The sequence below is a fragment of the Mycolicibacterium austroafricanum genome (assembly GCF_902705885.1).
Taxonomy (GTDB): domain Bacteria; phylum Actinomycetota; class Actinomycetes; order Mycobacteriales; family Mycobacteriaceae; genus Mycobacterium; species Mycobacterium vanbaalenii_A.
The window spans coordinates 1-17181 of record NZ_CACSIP010000025.1 but is presented as its reverse complement, the minus strand read 5'-3'; the positions used below and the strand labels follow the sequence as shown (position 1 = coordinate 17181).

Here is a 17181-nt window from a genome sequence, read left to right as displayed (position 1 = left end):
CAGCCGCCCACTGCCGTCGCCTACCAACCGATTCCGCGTCCTTACGCTTGGCCACACCACACCTCCGTGATCAAGGTGTTGCGACGACCAGTTGAATCCGCCTTGACTGCCGCGGTCGTTGTGGTGGATCAGCCCGGACAGATCCTCGACACCCTCGCGTTGACGAGTCCAGATTGCGTGCTCGATCGCATCGAGTACCAACTGGGTGGTCATGGTGGTCGCGGTGCGCCAGCCGACGATCCGCCGGGCGTAGGCGTCGATCACGAACGCCACATACACCCATCCTGACCACGTCGACACATAGGTAAAGTCCGCTACCCACAACATATTTGGTGCATTCGGACAGAAGTGGCGGCCGACCAGGTCATCGGGTCGATCGGCTTGCGGATCGGCGATCGTGGTGCGCTTGACCTTGCCTCGCCGAGCGCCGTGCAGGCCGAGTTCGCCCATCAATCGTTCGACGGTGCAGCGAGCCACCTCGATGCCCTCACGGCGGCATTGCAACCACACCTTGCGTGCCCCGTAGACCGCATAGTTCTGCCGGTGTACCCGACCGATCTCGACCTTGAGCTCCTCGTCGCGCACCTGCCGCTTGGACGGCTGGCTGCGGCGGGCGCAGGCGTCGTAGTAGGTGGACGGCGCGATCTTGCAACCATGCGCGGACAGCACACGGCAGATCGGCTCGACGCCGTACTCCTGTTTGTGAGTGTCGATGTAGTCGAGGATCACCGGTTGCGGCGGTCGAGCTCCGCCGCGAAGAAAGTCGATGCAGATTTCAGAATATCGTTGGCCCGCTTGAGTTCTCGGTTCTCCGCTCGCAGCTTGCGCAGCTCTTCAGCCATGTCGCTGGTCACCCCGGGTCGAATGCCGGAGTCGATCTGGTCCCGGCGCACCCACGTCAACAAGGTCTGCGGGGTGCCGATGCCCAGCTTTGTGGCCACCGACTCGATCGCTGCCCACTCCGACGAATACTGATCGCGCACCTCAGCGACCATCCGCACCGCCCGCTCACGCAGCTCAGCCGGATACTTCCTCGAACCTGCCATGACTCCATCCTTCACAAGAGACGAAGTCTCCGGACTCACCGGGGCGATTCATGGCTGACCTGGCGATCGATGACGGGAAGCCGTCACGGGCAGTCGGTTTCGTTACAGCTGAGCGTCATGTATGCGCTGTCGATATGCGGCTTGACGGCAGTGGTTTCTCTGCGCTTAGTTACCGTGCATCGCATCGAGTTTCAGCCGGCTGTTTCTGCGTTGCCGTGGTAGGCCAAGTGCCACCAATTCGATTAGCCAACAAGATGTTTCACGTCGCGTCACGGTGACGTTAGATGCGAACGGACAGACTAAGTCATCCGGTGGCTGCTAAAGGACTCTCAGCGGTCTGTAGCAGCTTGGCCTCGTTAAGAAGCTTCTCCACATGTGGTGCCAAGAGATCGGCCTCTGAGACTCCCCGATGTTGCGCCAGCCGCCTGATCAGTTCCTTCTCTGACTCCGTCAGGCGCTTGCGGATGAACTGCGTCGACCGGCGCTGCTCAGACCCATGCTTGATACCCGTCGGTCCATACACCTTGCGGCCCGGCTTCTTCGTCGCCACGTCAAATCCCATCCGGTTGGTCTACGTATCCCTGACACGCTCTTGCTCACATAATACAACGCCCTGACCTGCTGTTACGCATATCGCGTTACGCTATATACGTTACGCGAGACACGTAACGCGCATCGCGTAATACTATGTCGGCGTGTCGTACGCCCAGTCTGAGCGAGTTCAGGAGATCTCGTACGCTCTGTTCGGGCAACGACACAGACTTGCCGTAATGGCCGCTATTGCGCAAAGCCCTAACGGTCGTGTCAATCCCTCAGACCTCGTCAAAGAACACGGCTTCCCATCGCAAAGCTCGTTCCAGAACGTGTTCCCCGGCCTGGTCGTCGCAGGCTTGATAAAGCGCGTGGATGGCGTGGACCGCAGGGTCTACTACGAGCGCCAACAAAGCACTGCCTGGACCCTCGCCATCGAGCTTCTTGCGAAAGCACTCGCAGAAGACACCCCAGTCCCCGATACCGTCAATTGATACTCGGCGGCCGAGAGTTCGTTCTGTTGATCGCCCTCCGGCCCCCGGTAAGCCCAACTCCTTCGAGGATCTTCCGAGCTCCGGAGAGCCTGTCTCTGATTCGCCGCACCATCGGCAGTAGCCGTGCCGTAGTCGCTGCCAGCGTGGTTCGACCCAGCGGGAAGGCCGCCGCCAGACGCGGACTGGCGGCGGCTGCGATCAGGAACAGGCCAGGCAACACCGGATAGGTCGGATTAGCCGTCGTCCCGCGAACCCCCACCGTCGATCAAGCGGAATGTCATGAAGCCGTATGCCGGGATATGCGACAGCCGTCGACCACGAATTTCCAAACGCCCCGCGACCCGGCTCCACACTCTCAAGGGTATCGCGCGCAATATCTCATGAGATATTGCGCGCGATAGCATTGGTGATGAGCTGGCGGGCATCCCGCCAGCTCTCGCCACGGCTCCGCCAGGCGTTTCGTCAGCTGGCAGGCTCTGGGGCCATACCTACCCCGAGCAGGGAAGACACCTCGTCGCGCACCCTGCCCACCACGTCATGGTGCCGATCGACCATCCTGCCGATCTCGCGCAGCTTCAACGGTGGTTCGGTCTGGAAGAGCAGCCGAATCATCTCGGCGACCTCGTCCTCCGGATAGCTGGTCAGCTTGCCGCCAGCCTGAATCCGCCCCGCCACCGCGCGCGACAGCTCCGCCACTCCCCCGGCAGAATCCACCACCACTGTGTCGGCAACCGCCACCATCCCCTTTTCGAAGTCATCCTCCGGGCTGAACGCCCACAACCGCGCGAGCAGATGGGAACACGCCAGAAGTGCGATCGGAGGGATACAGGACATGCCGGCCCCCAGCCACATGCCCGCTGTCACAGGCCCCTGTGCCTGCCCCATCAGATGTGGCAACAACGGATGAACGAAGTTGGCCGCCATGCTGACCACTGCCCCGAAGATCAGGACGGACCACGAATAGACGACGTTGGCCTTCTGACCGGTGTATCCGCCGAAGGCCACCAGGGACATCGTGGCGACGATGATCATCCCGTCGACGATCAGTGGCCACAGCCACGCGATGTACCCCGGCCACGCCAGCTGGGACGCCATATCCCATAGGGAGTAGAACGAGAGTCCGAACGACCCGCACGCGATGAACACCGTCACCGCGACCGCGCTCTTACGGGCACGCTGCAGCATTCGCAACTTATCAGCCGCGCGGTCGACCCCTCCCCCGCTATCGGACGGCGCGGCCTCTCCCGGCGCCGGCGCCGCGGGTGTCGTGCGTGGAGACGGGGCCGGTTCGGCCGCTACGTCCGGAGCAACTGCGGGTCGCTCGTCCACAAGAGTCATCAGGGCTTCCTTTTCGTAGCTCGGATTGTGTGTCGAAGTGTCAGGTGCGCGATCTCGCCGGTTATGCGACAGCCATCGCCCGAGAGAGATCGAGTGAAGTGCGCCAGAAGGTAATGCGGGGCCTGCCCCGCGACTTATTGCGTGACGTAATCCGGAAGACATCGGAGTGAACCTCCCGTCAGAGTTGACGTGGAATGACGCGAGCCATCACGCATCGCTCAACGTGAGAACTATTGCGCGAGAGTGCGCGTGAATGGCCGGCTGGATTAGCAGGTGCGGAAACGCATACGTCGACGTATGTCCTACCGCGCGTCATATCCGATCAGATGATGCGTGGCGCAGTGCGTACGATAACACGTGCAACAGGGGGAGCGTGGACGCCGCCGTTATCGCGTCGCGTATCTCGCGCACTATCGCGTGAAGTAGTAGACACGCGGTCGTTTGAGATAGCTAATGAGATATTGCGTGAGTTAGTATGTGGGACATGACGCGGAACACCGCGAGGCATACCCGAGAAACTACCGCGTGAGCGGGGGAGTGGCGGAAAGCATGACGACTACCAGCGTGATTGATGCCGAGATCTCACCGATCGACCTCGCCCTGGAGCGCCTGAGGTATCCGTTTGGTCGCGACGACGACGAGGACTCCGACTGGGGGGACTCCCTGCTGTCGAGCACGCCAGAGCCGGTGCTCAGGCAGGCGTTGAGCAATCTGATTGTGACCGTTGCTGCCTGGAAAGGCGGCGTTGGCAAGACCGAAATCTCCAAAGAGATCGCATGGATTCTCGGCGCAGTTCTTGTCGACTTCGACTGGGACCGAGGCAACGCAACCCGCGCATGGGGTTACCGCTACGAGACCCGCACCAACGCACCCCTGCTCGATGCGTTTGAGACCGGACGAACCCCACGGCCACTCAAGGGCGGCGAGTTCCGCGCCGATCTCGTTCCGTCGCACCCCGACTGGATGGCCAACCAACCCGAAGACGAAGTCATTACGCGCCACATCGAGCAGTGGTCGGCCGAGTGGCGGCGCCCGGTTGTCATCGACACCCACCCGGGCGGAGGCGACAGCACCTACGGCGCCGTCGCGGCGGCCCATGTCATCGTCACGCCAGTGGAACTGGAAGTGCGGGCACTCGAAGCTCTGGAGGGTCAGGTCGAGGAACTGCGAGCGTATCCGCTGTTAATCGTGCCCAACGTGGTGGCTGCGGCTCCGAAAAAGCGGGTCGACCACTTGGAACGGATCAGCAAGACCTACGACATTCCGGTGCTGCCACCGATCAGCAAGTACCCCTGGCTTGCCCAGCGTCAGTACCGCATGGCTGTGTCTGCACGCAAACCGGTGCCGGCCCGCAGCCGGCCATTCGTACAAGAGGTGACGGCAGTCGCCAGGGCAGTGGTGGAACTGGCCATCACCAGGTCAGCAGGGGAGAGTGAGTAAGACCATGGCACGGAGTGGAATCGACGCACTGAACAACCGACGGACGCGGCGCACACGCCAGGCGCCGCCGCCGCGTCACCCTGCGACATCAACGCCTCTGGCTGTCGTACCCGATAAAGTCGACGATCCTGAGCCTGCGCCGGTCCAGGAGGCCTCGGCGCGGCCTGAACCGGTCGTCGACGCGGCTGACAAGCAGTCGCCATCGCCGGTCGAGCAGGAGACCAAGCCGCAAGAGCCCGGCTCAGCCGCGCCCACCAGCACCGATACCCCGCAGCGCGCCGCCGCCGCGCCCGCGGCGCCTGCTCCCGTTGAGCCCGCCGTGGACGAGAAGCCTAGGGGAGAGCTGGCCAGCCCTAACGACAAGTCGGGTCAGGAATCATCGACGACGGCCGCCAAGCTCCCGGTGCTCGACATCGATCTGCGAGATCCCGAAGCGCAGATCGTATCGCCGACCGTTATGAGCATCCCGGAATCGATCGTTGCGCGATTCGACAAGGCCCGGTCGAAAGCTCCCAGTCACACTGCCGTCGTGCTCAATGCTCTGCGTAAGCACGCGCCCGAGCTGCCGTCGCTGATACTTGCTCGTCGGCCAGGGCCCAACCCGGGTGACCTCTTTCCGTGGCGTGATGCGCCGGGTGACTCGGGGTCTGAAACGCCTCTGCCGCTGCGGATTCGGCCGACAAAGGCTGAGCTGAAGGTGATGAAGACACTGCAAGACTGGTCGACCAAGCAGATCCGGGAACAGCGTCCGGGCGCGCGGGAAACCAACCGCAGCGAGATGGTCGCGGCGGCGCTCGACGCCTATTTGCCCAGCAGTGCGGGACCAGGCAAGAAGCAAAAGTAAGCCGACGGGCGCGGTTGGGGGAGTCGGAGTCGGGCCCCGGCTCCCACCGTGCGATCACGCTAAGAGCCACGTGACGTAGCGCCAGATCCTGCGCGCTTCGAGTTCGGGCTGCACCAACGCCACGACGTCGGCGGCCCCGACCTCGGCGCATTTCATGGTGAGACGCTCGTTGCCAGGCAATTCGGCGTACGGGTGCGGGGCCTTGGCTCAGCGGTGTCCAGGCCGTCCCGCAGCGCGTTCGCCAACATCTCAATGACTGGCCACGCGCGTTCCAACACACACGACCAATCCGGTTCCCCCCTGTTCGGGATGCTCGAATCGAGTCTCGCCCGCCGCACTCACGAGGTTGATCCGGCGCGGGCTCGCATCGCGTCTCGTCGCAGCGCCGCGGCCAGGTCGTCGTTGTCGGTGAGGTCGGCGACGGTGGTCAATGTCCGCGCAATCCGTGCGAACATCGCTGGGGGAGCGGCTACAGGGCCAATTGGTGTGATCGGACTGAACCAGGCCGGCCACCGACAAGAGCTGGGCAATCTCGTGGATTCTGGCGCGCCGATCGGCATCGTCGATCTCTTGGAAGATTCCGAAGAACTGGATGGCCTCGGCAAGGCCGGCGATGAACCGGCCGAGGTTGGCCACGCTGATGTGTGCGGTCCGCGGAAGGTCGAACAGATTACTTCCCGGCGCTTCGTCGGCGAAGCTAGACACGAGCTCGTCGGCGAGCTCGTCGAGGGTGTCGTCATCGAGGTACTGCCGAGCGTTGCGCTCATCAACGCCCAGGTTGCAGGCAGCAGCGTAATTCTGTTCTCTCAGAAACGATTCCGCGACCTCAACTGTCAGAGTCATTCCGCGCTTGCTCACACGCTCCACCAAGCCTGCCGCTGTTTGACTGTTTGACGAAGCCAGCTTGATGTTCGGCATTGGCCGGCGGCGGGTTGTTCTGGGTCGGTGCGCCGACGATCAGTCATCGTTAGAGCCGTCCTGGGGATTGATGTGATCTAGGGCTGGTCGCGCCGCTCCGTGGCGGCGGGGGACCACCGTGGTGAAGATGTTCGGTTGTTCAAGTTTGGCCGCTTCCTCCCAAGCCTTGTCTTTATTGTCGATCCGCTCCGATGTGGTCGCCTCGCCCGTGTCCCGATCGACGCTCACAACCCAGTACCCGCTACCCATCGCCACCTCGTCCGAACGAAAGCCTGGCCGGGTTGCGCGAATCGCCGTTTCGCTCTGCCTCGATGTACACGCGCACGGGTTCAGCTAGCCAGTCTTCGTCCCACGGCTCACACGTGAACGACATCGGCACTGCGACTGTCGACTCACCGGTAAGGGCAGCAGCGACCTCGCGGGCTGTCTTTCGGTCAAGTTCACACGCGAGGTAGTACCCGGGCAAATACAAGCCGACCCAAACCGTTCCGGTGTTGGGATCCTCTTCCCACGCCTGCTCGGCTTTCATGTCGAGGCGGACGCCGTTGATCGATTGCCGGTCTTGGAAGTACCACCAGCCTGTATCACGGCTCAGATAACCAGCTAGTTCGGCGGCGTCTGGCTCGGTTAACACGACCGTCAGAGGCGCAGGCGGCCGCCATGCAGGGATTTCCGGTGTTGGTCGAAACCTCGGCTCGGGCTCGGTAATCTCGTCCATCCCGCCTACCTCCTACCGCTGTCGACGAAACTCATTGTCGGATGAACATGCAGAGCTGTGAACTCTCGTTTCAATCGGCCATCCGGCGATCGATGAGGCGCTTCGCGCGGTGCCGGTCGAGATTCTGCAGTGGTCGGAAAGAGCGGTGACCCACGATCAGATTCAGTCATCAATTGCTCCCGTTCTGCTCGCGTTGGAGTGCGGCTTCTGCCCGCTCCAACGGCGTACCGGGCAGGGTGTCGGGTGTCGGCGTTTCGGCGATCGCTTCCGCGATAGCTCGGTCGATCCCTCCGGTGGCCCAGTCCTCCAGGGGGCTTTCTGGTACCTGATGCCATGGAGTGGCGAGGTCGACCGAAACAGTCACTGGGACGGGCAGGTTGAGGGCTGTGAGACGCTCTCTGACGGCCTGGGCGACCTGGCGGCCGTATTCAGCGCGTTCTTCGCGCTGGAGGGCTTCCAGGCGGTCACTAAGCACCCCGATAGCTGCTAGCGCGTCTTCGTCGGCTTGTTCCTCCGGGGTGAGCTCGGTGGGGTTTTCTCGTTCGGCCGCCATCGCTGTCTCGATCTGCTCGACCGTTGGCAGTGGTGGGGGAGGGCCGTCAATGATCTCGACACCCAGATCTGTGTAGTACGCGCGCATGTCGTCGCTGAGCTCGTGGCCGGGATAGCTGTACGTGTGGCTTGGTCTGATCGCGTTTTCCCGGCGATAGAGCTCGGTCTCGGCGGCATGAAATCCGTTTTCCCACACCGATGCACCCATGTCGTACAGGATCCGTTCGGGGTGCACGACGACGTTGACCGGTTCGGTCCGGTGACGCCACAGATCCCATTCATCGTGGCCCACAGCGGCATTGAGGGCATCCCGAATCACCCCGGCTTCCCAGGAGCCCGGCCGGCCCGCCAAAATCGCATCAATGCCACCGATGTTGGCGGCCGCGCCAGCAAGGGCTGTGGTGACGAACGCGGCCCAATCGATCGGGAGGCCATCGGCATCGAGGTCAGGTTCCCAAGAACCATCGGCTGCTCGACGTACCGGCTGGTTGGTGAGCCTCGCGGCTTCGGTGAGCACCCGCACCGCCTCGTCGAGCACCACCTGGTGCGGCCGCGCCGCGGCCGTGGAGCTCCTGCTGGTATCCGCATAGCCGCTATCAGCCAACACCGCCTCGAGCACCTCTCGATATGGCCGGCCGATCGTTGCGGCCAACGCGTCGAGGGTGGCCCGCGCCGGCCATCCACGCACACCATTGGAGCGCCACTGAGACAGATTCGCTCGCGTGATGCCGACCCGTCGCGCGATCTCGGCGTCCGTGACGTCCGGATGAGCGTTCTTGTACCAGTCGATCAGGTCGACCAGGCGACTGCTGGGGGGCATTCACTCAGCATGAGGGCGATACGAGCCTATGTCAATAGGTACTTATCACTAGTGTTAAGTACCGCTTAACTGACATAAGATAAATTATCGGCCTTTATTTAGGCCTTGCAAGGGCCCAAATAACGGCCTATGGTCGGACTATGAGGATCATGCCGATCTCACGTCTGAAAGACAAGATCAACGAGTACGTCGACGCGGTATCCCAAACGCATGACCAGATCACCATCACCAAGAACGGTGCGCCGGCCGCGGTCCTGATAGGCGTCGACGAGTGGGAATCTCTGCAAGAGACGTTGCACTGGCTCTCGCAGCCCGGCACCGTCGCCTCGGTCAGCGAATCCGAGGCCGACATCGCCGAAGGACGCACGTTCGGCGAAGATGAGATCCGGACGGCCTACCAGGTGCCCCGGCGGACTCCCTGACGTGGGCGCTCCGGATGGCTACGCGACACGTTTTACCGCTACGGCACGTCGTGACCTCGACAAGCTTCCGCCGCGAATCGTGGGCGCAGTCATCGAGTTCGCGTTCGGAGACCTGGCCCGCGAACCGCGGCGCGTCGGCAAGCCGCTCGGACGAGAACTGGTCGGCCAGTACAGCGCCCGCCGGGGTCCCTACCGCCTGCTGTACCGGATTGACGACGAGGCACAGACAATCTGGGTGCACCGAATTGACCACCGGGCCAACGTCTACCGCCCCTAGCCCCGTGTCCCCGGCAAGCCAACCCCCTGCAGGATAAACGTCACTTGACGAAATTACCGGCTCGAACAGGACCCGCCGAGCCGTAGATGTCAGACCTCAGAGAGAGGATGTCCCCATGGCAACCAACGCGCGGTCAGCAGCATGGGCAAAGGTGCGGACGGCTTCGAGCGTGCTGTTCGGACTGGCTCTTATCGTCTATGTGATGGTCACCGGAATCCGCATGATGGCAGGGCTCATCGCCCCCGGGATCTGGGGATATCTCGGCGTGGCCGGCTATCTCACCCTGGTGGGACCGGCTCCATTTCTGTTGCTGCTCAGCAGAAACCCTCGCTGGGTGGTACGCAACCTGGGACCAGTGATCCTCGTTGGAGCAATGACGATTGCGCTGGCCGTGGCGGGTGGCAACCACGGGTGGCCGGCGTGGGTGGCTGCGGCCTGGATCCTCGTTCTCCCAACGGGATACCTAGTGGCACGTGGACTTGCATCCCTGCCGGTACGACTCACGAGGCGGCGCGCTGCTCGACTGTTGCGTCGACGTGACGACGCAACCGCGAATGCGTGGAATGTCGACGAGTGGGAATGGGCATTCACTCAGATCGGCACCCCCATTGCGCTCGACCAGGCCGCTCGGTGCCGAGCACGCCAATCACTCCTCAGCACGACCTAACTGATCACTCCCCCATAGAATGGATGCTGTGAGTCACAGCCTCGCATCGAAGCTTAATCGCCTGTTCAGCGTCATGCACAAAGCGTCTGAGCCACCGATCTCCACACAAGCAGCTGCGGCCGCGATTACGGCTGATCATGGCGTGTCGATGACAGCTGGCGCGCTTGATGCGCTTCTGGACGGGCGTAGAACCGATCCTGATCACACCGAATTATCCGCTATCGCAGCGTTCTTCGGGGTGACACCGGAGTATCTGCTCACGGATGGCCCTGTCCCCCGAATCGAGTCACAACTCGCCCTGCTTGAAATGTTGCGCGATGTGTCAAGCGAGGTGATCTCGGTACACGTGTGCCACCGGAGCTGGCCGACGACCACACCGGAGGAACGACCCCAAATCTCTTACCGCTGAATCACTGTGGAGGACAACCATGCTCGACGACTTGGACAACTCTGCCTTCGATCTTGCTGTTACCGTGAACGCGACCGACGGTTGCGTGCAGGAATGGTCCATCACTCTCAACGATCAGACGATCTGCGGTTCGTCAGAGGAATCCCGTGATGATTCGATCAGTGCGATGATGAACACAGAGCCGGGCTCTGAGTGCACCATCCCTGAAGTCGGCACCATCCGCGTGCCGCATCCGCAGGCCGCGATGGCTGCCGCCGTGATGATGCTTGACTCTCGCCACAGCTACTATCTGACGCACTCAGTCCGACTCGTGCCCGACTCCACTGAGATTCGCGAGTTTCTTGACCCATTCTTTGTTTGCTGACAGCACGCACCTTGGGACCGTTGGCCGGCAAAGACCTATGAACACCCTCAACCGGTCTTGTGCATTGCCTCCGAAAGGCTTGTAGCGGGCCACTATCAGTGGCATTTCTCACCGAGCTCGGATAGGTCGAACTAAGAGCCTGTTTGCACACCTGTAGCGTGCCCCGCGCGGTTGCAGGGCCGTGGCGATGTGCGACGTCTTGGCTGACCTGGCGATCGATGACGGGAAGCCGTCACGGGCAGTCGGTTTCGTTACAGCTGAGCGTCATGTATGCGCTGTCGATATGCGGCTTGACGGCAGTGGTTGGAGCAGTAGACGGCGTCGCGCCGGCGACGGACGCCTTGCCAGACCACTTTCGCGCAGATGGGGCACTGGATGCCCTCGATGATCAGGTATCCGGTGACGATGCCCGCCTTTTCCAGACGGTTGAGCTGGCCGAAGCTGGCGATGACCTCGCGGGCCCGGGCGGTCCGCTTGAGCAGGCGGACGCGCTTGCGGTAGGCCCGAGAGACGCAGGCCTGCCCACAGAATGATCGGCGAGCATCGGCGTCGGCCGGCAGTGCCGCACCGCAGTCCAGACAGCGCCGTGGTCGGCCGATCATGATGGGGCCCGGCGACGGTGACGTTAGATGCGAACGGATAGCCTACGCTCCGCCCGGGTTTACAAACAGGCACTCAGGCTGCGATGGCGCCGTAGCGGCGGCGCGCGGACGCGGCCAGTAACTCCATCAGCCGCGACTCCAGCAACCACCGAGTCATCAAAACGCCCGCCTGCATTGCAAAGGAACAGCTGAGTTCCATTGCCTTCTGCACATCGATCATAGGCCGGCGTCCGGCTCGCGCTAGGCCACCGGCGGCGCTGCGCTTGGCCTTCGGCGGCGCTCAGCCGGCCACACTCGCTGCGCTCCCTCGCCGCCTTCCCACCCCGGGGCCCAGACGCTCCCACGGCCTGCTCGGCCTCGATCTCTTGTGCCAGAAGGCAAAAAGAACGGGCGGCCGCGAGGCCCCCACCACAGGAAGGCACTGCCATGACCGACACGAGCATCGACACCCAGGCCACCACCGCCGAGGACAGCGCCACGCTCGAACACCTCGACCCCCGCTCGCTGGTTGTGGACACCAACGTCCGCAACGTCGCCAACCTCAAGACCGACTTCATCGCCAGCATCAAAGAGCACGGCGTTCTAGAGCCGATCGTCGCCGTCCGCGACAGCGACGGCCAGGTCCTCGTACGGATGGGCCAGCGCCGCACGCTGGCCGCCCGCGAAGCAGGCCTGGCCACCGTTCCGGTCTACGTCCGCCCCCACACCACCGGGGACCAGACGGTGGAGCGCGTCAGCGAGCAGATTGTCGAAAACGCTCACCGCGACGACCTCACCGACGCCGAGTACGCACGCGGCATCCAGCAGATGATGGACGCAGGCCTGAGCGTCACCAAGGTCGCCAAAAAGCTGTCCGTGGACAAAGAAACCGTCAAAGCAGCCGACACCATCCGCAAGTCCACCGCTGCAATGCAGGCACTCGACGTCGGCCAGCTCAGCCTCACCGAAGCGGCAGCACTGACCGAGTTCGAGGACTTCCCCGATGCATTGGACCGGCTCACCAGCGCTGCGGGAACGCCGCGTTTCGATCACGTCGTGGCCCAGCTGCGCGAGCAGCAGGCCAACTGGCAGGCCCAGTTGAAGGCCCAGGCCCAGTGGCGCGACAAAGGATTCACCATCTTGGAGGATCGGCCCCGTCCGTGGGATATCGAGTGCGTCGCGCTGCAGAACCTGCGCAGCGCCACCGGCGAGAGCGTCAGTGAGGACGTGGTGACCGATCCCGCGCACTGGGCCGTCCTGGTCGAGGAGGAAGAAGCCTGGCTCGACGCCGAAACCGGTGAGGTGGTCGATGAGTCAACGGTCGACTGGAACACCGAGGACAACCCAGAAGCCACGCCCGAGGAAGGGATGCGCCACTACAACACCATCAGCGACCGCACAGTCTTCGTACCCGCGTACTACTGCCTCGACTACGCCGCCGCAGGGCTCACCCTCGACCCGTGGTTTCTGCGCTACGCCCAGCCCGAGGACACCGCTGAGTCATCGACAGGCGGCGACAGCGTCAACGCCGCCGACGACGGCGAGGGCGACACACCTGCGGCCGAAGTACTCACCGAGGCGCAGCAGCAGGAGCAGGAGGCCCAGGACCAGCGACGAGCGCGCCGCAAGGTGATCGCACTCAACCGACTCGGCGAAGCGGCAACGGGTGTGCGCCGCGAGTTCGTGACCAAGCTACTGACACGCAAGACGCTGCCCAAAGGAGCATCTATCTTCATTGCGGAGTGCCTTTTCCGCGAGCCAGCACTGATCAACGACTACCACGCGGCAGCCACAACCAACGATCTGCTCGGTGTGCCCAAAGGCCAGGAAATGCGCAAATTCATCACCGATCTGCCGCCCACCGGCGACGGCCGCGCCCAAGTCCTGATCCTCGCGGTGGTTCTCGGCGCGCTGGAAGCCCGCACAACCAAGGATGCGTGGCGCAGCGGCGGCGCTCGCCCGTTCATGCGGTACAGCGTCGGCAGCATCGATTACCTTGCCTTCCTCGCCGAGAACGGATACCAGCTCGCCGAGGTCGAACGCATCATCCTCGGTGAGCGCACCGAAGACGAGGTATACGACGAAACCCTCTCAGCAAGCGCCGCCGCGGACACCAGCGACAGCCTTGACGAGGACGCCGTCGAAGTACCCAGCACTGAGCACGAGTAGGTGACGGGCGGGGCTGCGGAACCAGCGGTTTCGCAGCCCCGCACCCCGAACTGACAGGGCGGAAGCGCCTGCGGCGCTGCCCAACTCGAAAAAAACGTTTTCGTTTGCCTTTCCGGCCATCGATCATAACCGGCGGTCCGGCCGCACAAGTGCCCGCTTCGGCCTACGGCGCGGCCCCGGTCCCCCTGCCGGTCGCTGCGCTCCCTGGGACACCGGCACCGCCGGGCACTTGCTGCTTTACCGGCCCTGATGCCGGTTTTTGATCTCGGTGCCGGAAGGCAAAAACAACGGGCAGCACCCAAGCAGCCCCTCACCTCAACCCGAAAGGTCACGATCACCATGGCTCACGAACTCGACTCCACCAACAACGTTGTCTCCTTTGCCAACTCACGCCCCGACGCCTGGCACCGACTCGGCCAGTCGGTCAATCACACGATGACCGCCCGCGAAGCGTTGGAAGCCGCCCACCTGGCCGGATGGAACGTGCGAAAGATGCCGCTTCAGGTCGCACTTGAGCCCGTCGTTACCGCCGACGGGGTCAGTACCCCGGCCCCGCTGAGCGTGCCCGACCACTACGCCACCGTTCGAGACAACCCGATCGTCCCCGGGCGTATCGACGTGCTCGGTGTGGTTGGCAGCAAGTACGAGCCGCTGCAGAACGAAGCGTCCTGCGATCTGCTCAATGCCCTCACCGACCAGGGCGGAGCCGTGTTCGAGACAGCCGGAGCGCTGCGCGGAGGCCGTGAAACGTTCGTGACCATGAAACTGCCCGAGGCCATGACGTTCGACGGGGTCGACGGATCCAAAGACCGCACAGAGTTCTACTTGGCCGCGCTCAACTCCCACGACGGCACCAGCGCGTTCCGGTTCCTGGTCACCCCCGTGCGGATCGTGTGCGCCAACACCCAAAGCGCCGCGATCCGGGAAGCGAAGGCAAGTTTCGCTATCCGCCACACCGGCGGCGCCCGCCTGGCCATCGCCGAAGCCCGCGAAGCGCTGCGGCTGACCTGGAGGTATGTCAAGGCATTCGAAGACGAAGCCGCCGCCCTCTACGCCCGACCCATGGACATCGACCAGATGCGCGCATTCACCGACGAGCTGCTCGCAGTGGACGCGGCCACCACCGCCGCGACCAAGAACACCCGCAGCCAGCAGTCCCGCGCGATCGTGAAGCTGTGGACGTCATCGCCCACCGTCGCCCCGATCGCCAACACCCGATGGGCGGCCTACAACGCGGTCACCGAGTACGTCGACCACTACTCGACCGTGCGCGGCCGTGGTGACGCCGCAACGACCCGCGCCCTGCGCGCGGTGACCATCGGCAGCACGGCGCAGACGATCAAGACCCAAGCGTTCCGGATGCTGCAAACCCTCTGAAACCCCGCCACCCGGGCCGCCGGCACACCCGCCGGCGGCCCGGGCCCGGTGACGTTGCCGCGCGGAAGCGCCTGGCGGCGCTGCCCCATTACTGCGACCAAACAGCATCACCCTTTTCGAATAAATGCCAAGGTTGGGTTTCTGGTCACGAATTTCTCACCCCGGTTCTGGCCTTTGGATCATGCACTGATGGTGCTGGGTAGCGCAAGGCCATCGGCTTCGGCCTGCGGCGAGGAAACTTTTCCCCACAACCTCGCTGCGCTCGCGGAAAACTTTCCCCCCGAAACCTTGCGCTACCCAGCACCATCAGCGGGTTAACTACTTGCCAGAACCGCCGAAAGAAAGGGTTTCAGGACAAAAGAAACACAACGCTGTGTTTCGCTGAGGAATGGCCGTAACGTTTCGGTTTCCGATTAAAAAGAATGGAGATTGAAAGCAACGAAGCGTAGCAAATCCAGCAAATTAGACATAGAATAGAAGAAATCCCGCACCAATTCGAAGGAGGCCACAAATGTCTCACATCACCGTTTACACCAAACCGTCTTGCGTGCAATGCACCGCCACCTACAAGGCCCTGGCCAAGGCCGGCCTGAGCTACGACACCGTCGACATCGCCACCAACAGCGAAGCCCGCGACTACGTGATGAGCCTGGGCTACCTGCAGGCGCCCGTCGTCGTGGCCGGCGCCGAGCACTGGGCGGGCTTTCGTCCAGACCGCATCCGTTCACTGACTTCTCGGGTGGCCTGACCACATACCCCCGCCGCAGTCACCGACCCGCACCGAGGAGCTCACACCATGCACCAACTCACCGTCACCCGCGACGAAACCACCACCACCACACCAGGGTTCGTCGACTTCGAAGACGCCCACCGGATGCTCATGTCCCACGCGATCGGCGAAGACCTCTACCTGCACGCCCACGGCAATGCCAACACGCACGCCTCGACGTTCAACCTGGTCAAGCTCGAAGGCTCACCCAAGGCCCAGCCCCGCGTGGTCGGAACCGCCACCATCGAACCCCAACCCGGCCAACCCGTGATGTCCCCGTACTACTGCGCAGCGGCCGCCCAGGAATGGATCGCCGACCACGAGGCCGCCTACTACCACGGCATCGACCACGATCCCGGCCGCAACCGCGCCGGCCATGTGCTGACCGCGGCCCGCGCCGAAGCGCTGCGCCAGTTCCGCGCCGGAACCCTGTTCGACGAAGCCGCCCGCCTGTCCGACAACGGAAACCAGGACGTCCCACGGCCGCGGCAGACACGCCTGGAGATCCTGCGCGACTACGCCATCGACCTCGCCAAAACCGGCCACACCCTCAGCGCCGCCCAACTGGCCGGCGAAGTGCAACGCCACCTCACCCCCGACATCACACCGCAGCAGACCGCCGCACTCATCTGGTGGACCGCCCTACTCATCTGGGGAGCAAAAGCATCATGACCGCAGCAATCCAGCGCCCATCCCTGCACCTGGTCGACGACGTCGACGACCCCACAACGGCCGCCCCGGACATCGACACCTACGACGGTTGGCACGCCGATACCGTTCTGGCCCAATGGAACCCCGAAAACCAACTCGTCGGATCCCTGATGTGGCTCACCACCACCCAGGCCCAACCGCTCCTGCAGGCAGTGCCAGCCACCGCCATCTGGCACCCCACCGCCCGCTGGGTCTACGAGATCATCACCACCCTCGTCGACGGCGGCCAAGATCCCAACCCGGTCGCCATCATGGCCGCCGCCCGGACCCAGCCTTACAGCGAAGCCCTGCAGCCCGACCAGCTCCCCACCGCTCACCAGATCAAGACAGTCGCGCTCTACGTATTCGACGCTTACCGCCACGCCATGACCCCCGACGTCGCCGCCGGCACCTACGCACGCGACGTCCTCGAGGAGGCCTACCGCCGCGGATTCACCCAAGCCGGCCTGCGCATGCAGCAGCTCGGAGAAACCAACGCCGAACCCGAAGCCCTCACCGCCCAGTTCATCGCCATCCGCAACGAGCTCGCCGAACTGCGCCGCCGCGCCGAAGCCACCGCAAAACCAGGCTGGTGGAAGCCATGAATACGGGTAACACCCTCGACTCTCGCGTAATCGCCTGTACCGCTCGGCATCTGGCTGCGGTCAACTTCACCCACCCCNGCAGCGCACCCGCCCGCGCCACCCCCCGGCTCGACAGCATGTACGCTGTCTCGTATACACAGCGGACGCTCC

The 17181-nt window shown here is 63.4% G+C and carries 21 protein-coding genes, 1 pseudogene and 1 other annotated feature; of the genes and pseudogenes, 14 read left to right on the top strand and 8 right to left on the bottom strand.

Annotated features, from left to right (window positions below; all coding sequences use genetic code 11):
* Positions 1 to 42 precede the first annotated feature (42 nt).
* Positions 43 to 1046: pseudogene (locus BEMPMBAN_RS32715) on the bottom strand (IS3 family transposase); the annotation flags it as partial.
* Positions 637 to 765 (bottom strand) — a sequence feature (AL1L pseudoknot). Its footprint overlaps the pseudogene before it by 129 nt.
* 304 nt (positions 1047 to 1350) lie before the next feature.
* Positions 1351 to 1608, bottom strand: coding sequence for a ribbon-helix-helix domain-containing protein (locus tag BEMPMBAN_RS17565; RefSeq protein WP_159232385.1), 258 nt, complete (start codon positions 1606 to 1608; stop codon positions 1351 to 1353).
* Between the two features lie 208 nt (positions 1609 to 1816).
* On the opposite strand from BEMPMBAN_RS17565, the gene BEMPMBAN_RS17560 reads away from it, so the two are divergent.
* A complete protein-coding gene (locus BEMPMBAN_RS17560; RefSeq protein ID WP_159232383.1) occupies positions 1817 to 2071 on the top strand; it encodes a transcriptional regulator in 255 nt (84 codons plus the stop codon).
* 462 nt (positions 2072 to 2533) lie between these two features.
* On the opposite strand, the gene BEMPMBAN_RS17555 is transcribed toward BEMPMBAN_RS17560, so the two are convergent.
* Entirely contained in the window at positions 2534 to 3409 is an 876-nt protein-coding gene (locus tag BEMPMBAN_RS17555) for a DUF2637 domain-containing protein (RefSeq protein ID WP_159232381.1), read from the bottom strand.
* 525 nt (positions 3410 to 3934) lie between these two features.
* Here BEMPMBAN_RS17555 and BEMPMBAN_RS17550 point away from each other — a divergent pair.
* The 3 genes from BEMPMBAN_RS17550 to BEMPMBAN_RS32705 all read left to right on the top strand — a co-directional run bounded on the left by BEMPMBAN_RS17550 (position 3935) and on the right by BEMPMBAN_RS32705 (position 6587).
* Positions 3935 to 4849, top strand: coding sequence for a ParA family protein (locus tag BEMPMBAN_RS17550; protein WP_234897546.1), 915 nt, complete (start codon positions 3935 to 3937; stop codon positions 4847 to 4849).
* 403 nt (positions 4850 to 5252) lie between these two features.
* Positions 5253 to 5693, top strand: coding sequence for a hypothetical protein (locus BEMPMBAN_RS32710; protein WP_234897545.1), 441 nt, complete (start codon positions 5253 to 5255; stop codon positions 5691 to 5693).
* A gap of 486 nt (positions 5694 to 6179) precedes the next feature.
* A complete protein-coding gene (locus BEMPMBAN_RS32705; RefSeq protein ID WP_234897544.1) occupies positions 6180 to 6587 on the top strand; it encodes a hypothetical protein in 408 nt (135 codons plus the stop codon).
* Positions 6588 to 6650: 63 nt separating this feature from the next.
* Here the strand turns inward: BEMPMBAN_RS32705 and BEMPMBAN_RS17535 are convergent, their stop codons facing one another.
* The 3 genes from BEMPMBAN_RS17535 to BEMPMBAN_RS17525 form a co-directional block, all read right to left on the bottom strand.
* Complete coding sequence (locus BEMPMBAN_RS17535) at positions 6651 to 6839, bottom strand: hypothetical protein (RefSeq protein WP_200846025.1); 189 nt, start codon at positions 6837 to 6839, stop codon at positions 6651 to 6653.
* Between the two features lie 13 nt (positions 6840 to 6852).
* Entirely contained in the window at positions 6853 to 7329 is a 477-nt protein-coding gene (locus BEMPMBAN_RS17530) for a hypothetical protein (protein ID WP_159232375.1), read from the bottom strand.
* Positions 7330 to 7498: 169 nt separating this feature from the next.
* On the bottom strand, positions 7499 to 8533 hold the full coding sequence (locus tag BEMPMBAN_RS17525) for an XRE family transcriptional regulator (RefSeq protein ID WP_200846024.1): 1035 nt from the start codon (positions 8531 to 8533) through the stop codon (positions 7499 to 7501).
* Positions 8534 to 8850: 317 nt separating this feature from the next.
* Here BEMPMBAN_RS17525 and BEMPMBAN_RS17520 point away from each other — a divergent pair, with 317 nt between their 5' ends.
* The 5 genes from BEMPMBAN_RS17520 (at position 8851) to BEMPMBAN_RS17500 (ending at position 10840) form a co-directional block, all read left to right on the top strand.
* Positions 8851 to 9123 (top strand): type II toxin-antitoxin system Phd/YefM family antitoxin, encoded by a 273-nt coding sequence (locus BEMPMBAN_RS17520; protein WP_272952242.1) that lies wholly within the window; start codon positions 8851 to 8853, stop codon positions 9121 to 9123.
* Between the two features lies 1 nt (position 9124).
* The gene (locus BEMPMBAN_RS17515) at positions 9125 to 9400 is read left to right on the top strand and encodes a type II toxin-antitoxin system RelE family toxin (protein WP_234897543.1); all 276 of its coding nucleotides are present in this window, start codon (positions 9125 to 9127) and stop codon (positions 9398 to 9400) included.
* 115 nt (positions 9401 to 9515) lie between these two features.
* A complete protein-coding gene (locus BEMPMBAN_RS17510) occupies positions 9516 to 10067 on the top strand; it encodes a hypothetical protein (protein ID WP_159232362.1) in 552 nt (183 codons plus the stop codon).
* Between the two features lie 28 nt (positions 10068 to 10095).
* A complete protein-coding gene (locus tag BEMPMBAN_RS17505; RefSeq protein WP_159232360.1) occupies positions 10096 to 10476 on the top strand; it encodes a hypothetical protein in 381 nt (126 codons plus the stop codon).
* 19 nt (positions 10477 to 10495) lie between these two features.
* Positions 10496 to 10840, top strand: a complete 345-nt coding sequence (locus BEMPMBAN_RS17500) for a hypothetical protein (protein WP_159232358.1) — start codon at positions 10496 to 10498, stop codon at positions 10838 to 10840.
* Positions 10841 to 11091: 251 nt separating this feature from the next.
* Here BEMPMBAN_RS17500 and BEMPMBAN_RS17495 read toward each other — a convergent pair whose 3' ends face one another.
* Both BEMPMBAN_RS17495 and BEMPMBAN_RS17490 read right to left on the bottom strand, forming a co-directional pair.
* On the bottom strand, positions 11092 to 11442 hold the full coding sequence (locus BEMPMBAN_RS17495) for a hypothetical protein (RefSeq protein WP_159232355.1): 351 nt from the start codon (positions 11440 to 11442) through the stop codon (positions 11092 to 11094).
* Positions 11443 to 11515: 73 nt separating this feature from the next.
* On the bottom strand, positions 11516 to 11662 hold the full coding sequence (locus BEMPMBAN_RS17490) for a hypothetical protein (protein ID WP_159232353.1): 147 nt from the start codon (positions 11660 to 11662) through the stop codon (positions 11516 to 11518).
* 206 nt (positions 11663 to 11868) lie between these two features.
* Here BEMPMBAN_RS17490 and BEMPMBAN_RS17485 point away from each other — a divergent pair, with 206 nt between their 5' ends.
* The 5 genes from BEMPMBAN_RS17485 (at position 11869) to BEMPMBAN_RS17465 (ending at position 17031) form a co-directional block, all read left to right on the top strand.
* Positions 11869 to 13590 (top strand): ParB/RepB/Spo0J family partition protein, encoded by a 1722-nt coding sequence (locus BEMPMBAN_RS17485; RefSeq protein ID WP_159232351.1) that lies wholly within the window; start codon positions 11869 to 11871, stop codon positions 13588 to 13590.
* A 339-nt stretch (positions 13591 to 13929) separates the two neighbouring features.
* On the top strand, positions 13930 to 14967 hold the full coding sequence (locus BEMPMBAN_RS17480) for a DUF932 domain-containing protein (RefSeq protein WP_159232349.1): 1038 nt from the start codon (positions 13930 to 13932) through the stop codon (positions 14965 to 14967).
* A 511-nt stretch (positions 14968 to 15478) separates the two neighbouring features.
* The gene (nrdH, locus tag BEMPMBAN_RS17475) at positions 15479 to 15715 is read left to right on the top strand and encodes a glutaredoxin-like protein NrdH (protein ID WP_159232347.1); all 237 of its coding nucleotides are present in this window, start codon (positions 15479 to 15481) and stop codon (positions 15713 to 15715) included.
* Between the two features lie 48 nt (positions 15716 to 15763).
* Positions 15764 to 16408, top strand: coding sequence for a hypothetical protein (locus BEMPMBAN_RS17470; RefSeq protein WP_159232345.1), 645 nt, complete (start codon positions 15764 to 15766; stop codon positions 16406 to 16408).
* Positions 16405 to 17031 carry a hypothetical protein gene (locus BEMPMBAN_RS17465; RefSeq protein ID WP_159232343.1) on the top strand — a complete coding sequence of 209 codons (627 nt, stop codon included), beginning with the start codon at positions 16405 to 16407 and terminating at the stop codon, positions 17029 to 17031. The genes BEMPMBAN_RS17470 and BEMPMBAN_RS17465 overlap by 4 nt, the downstream gene beginning before the upstream one ends.
* Positions 17032 to 17181: the final 150 nt, after the last annotated feature.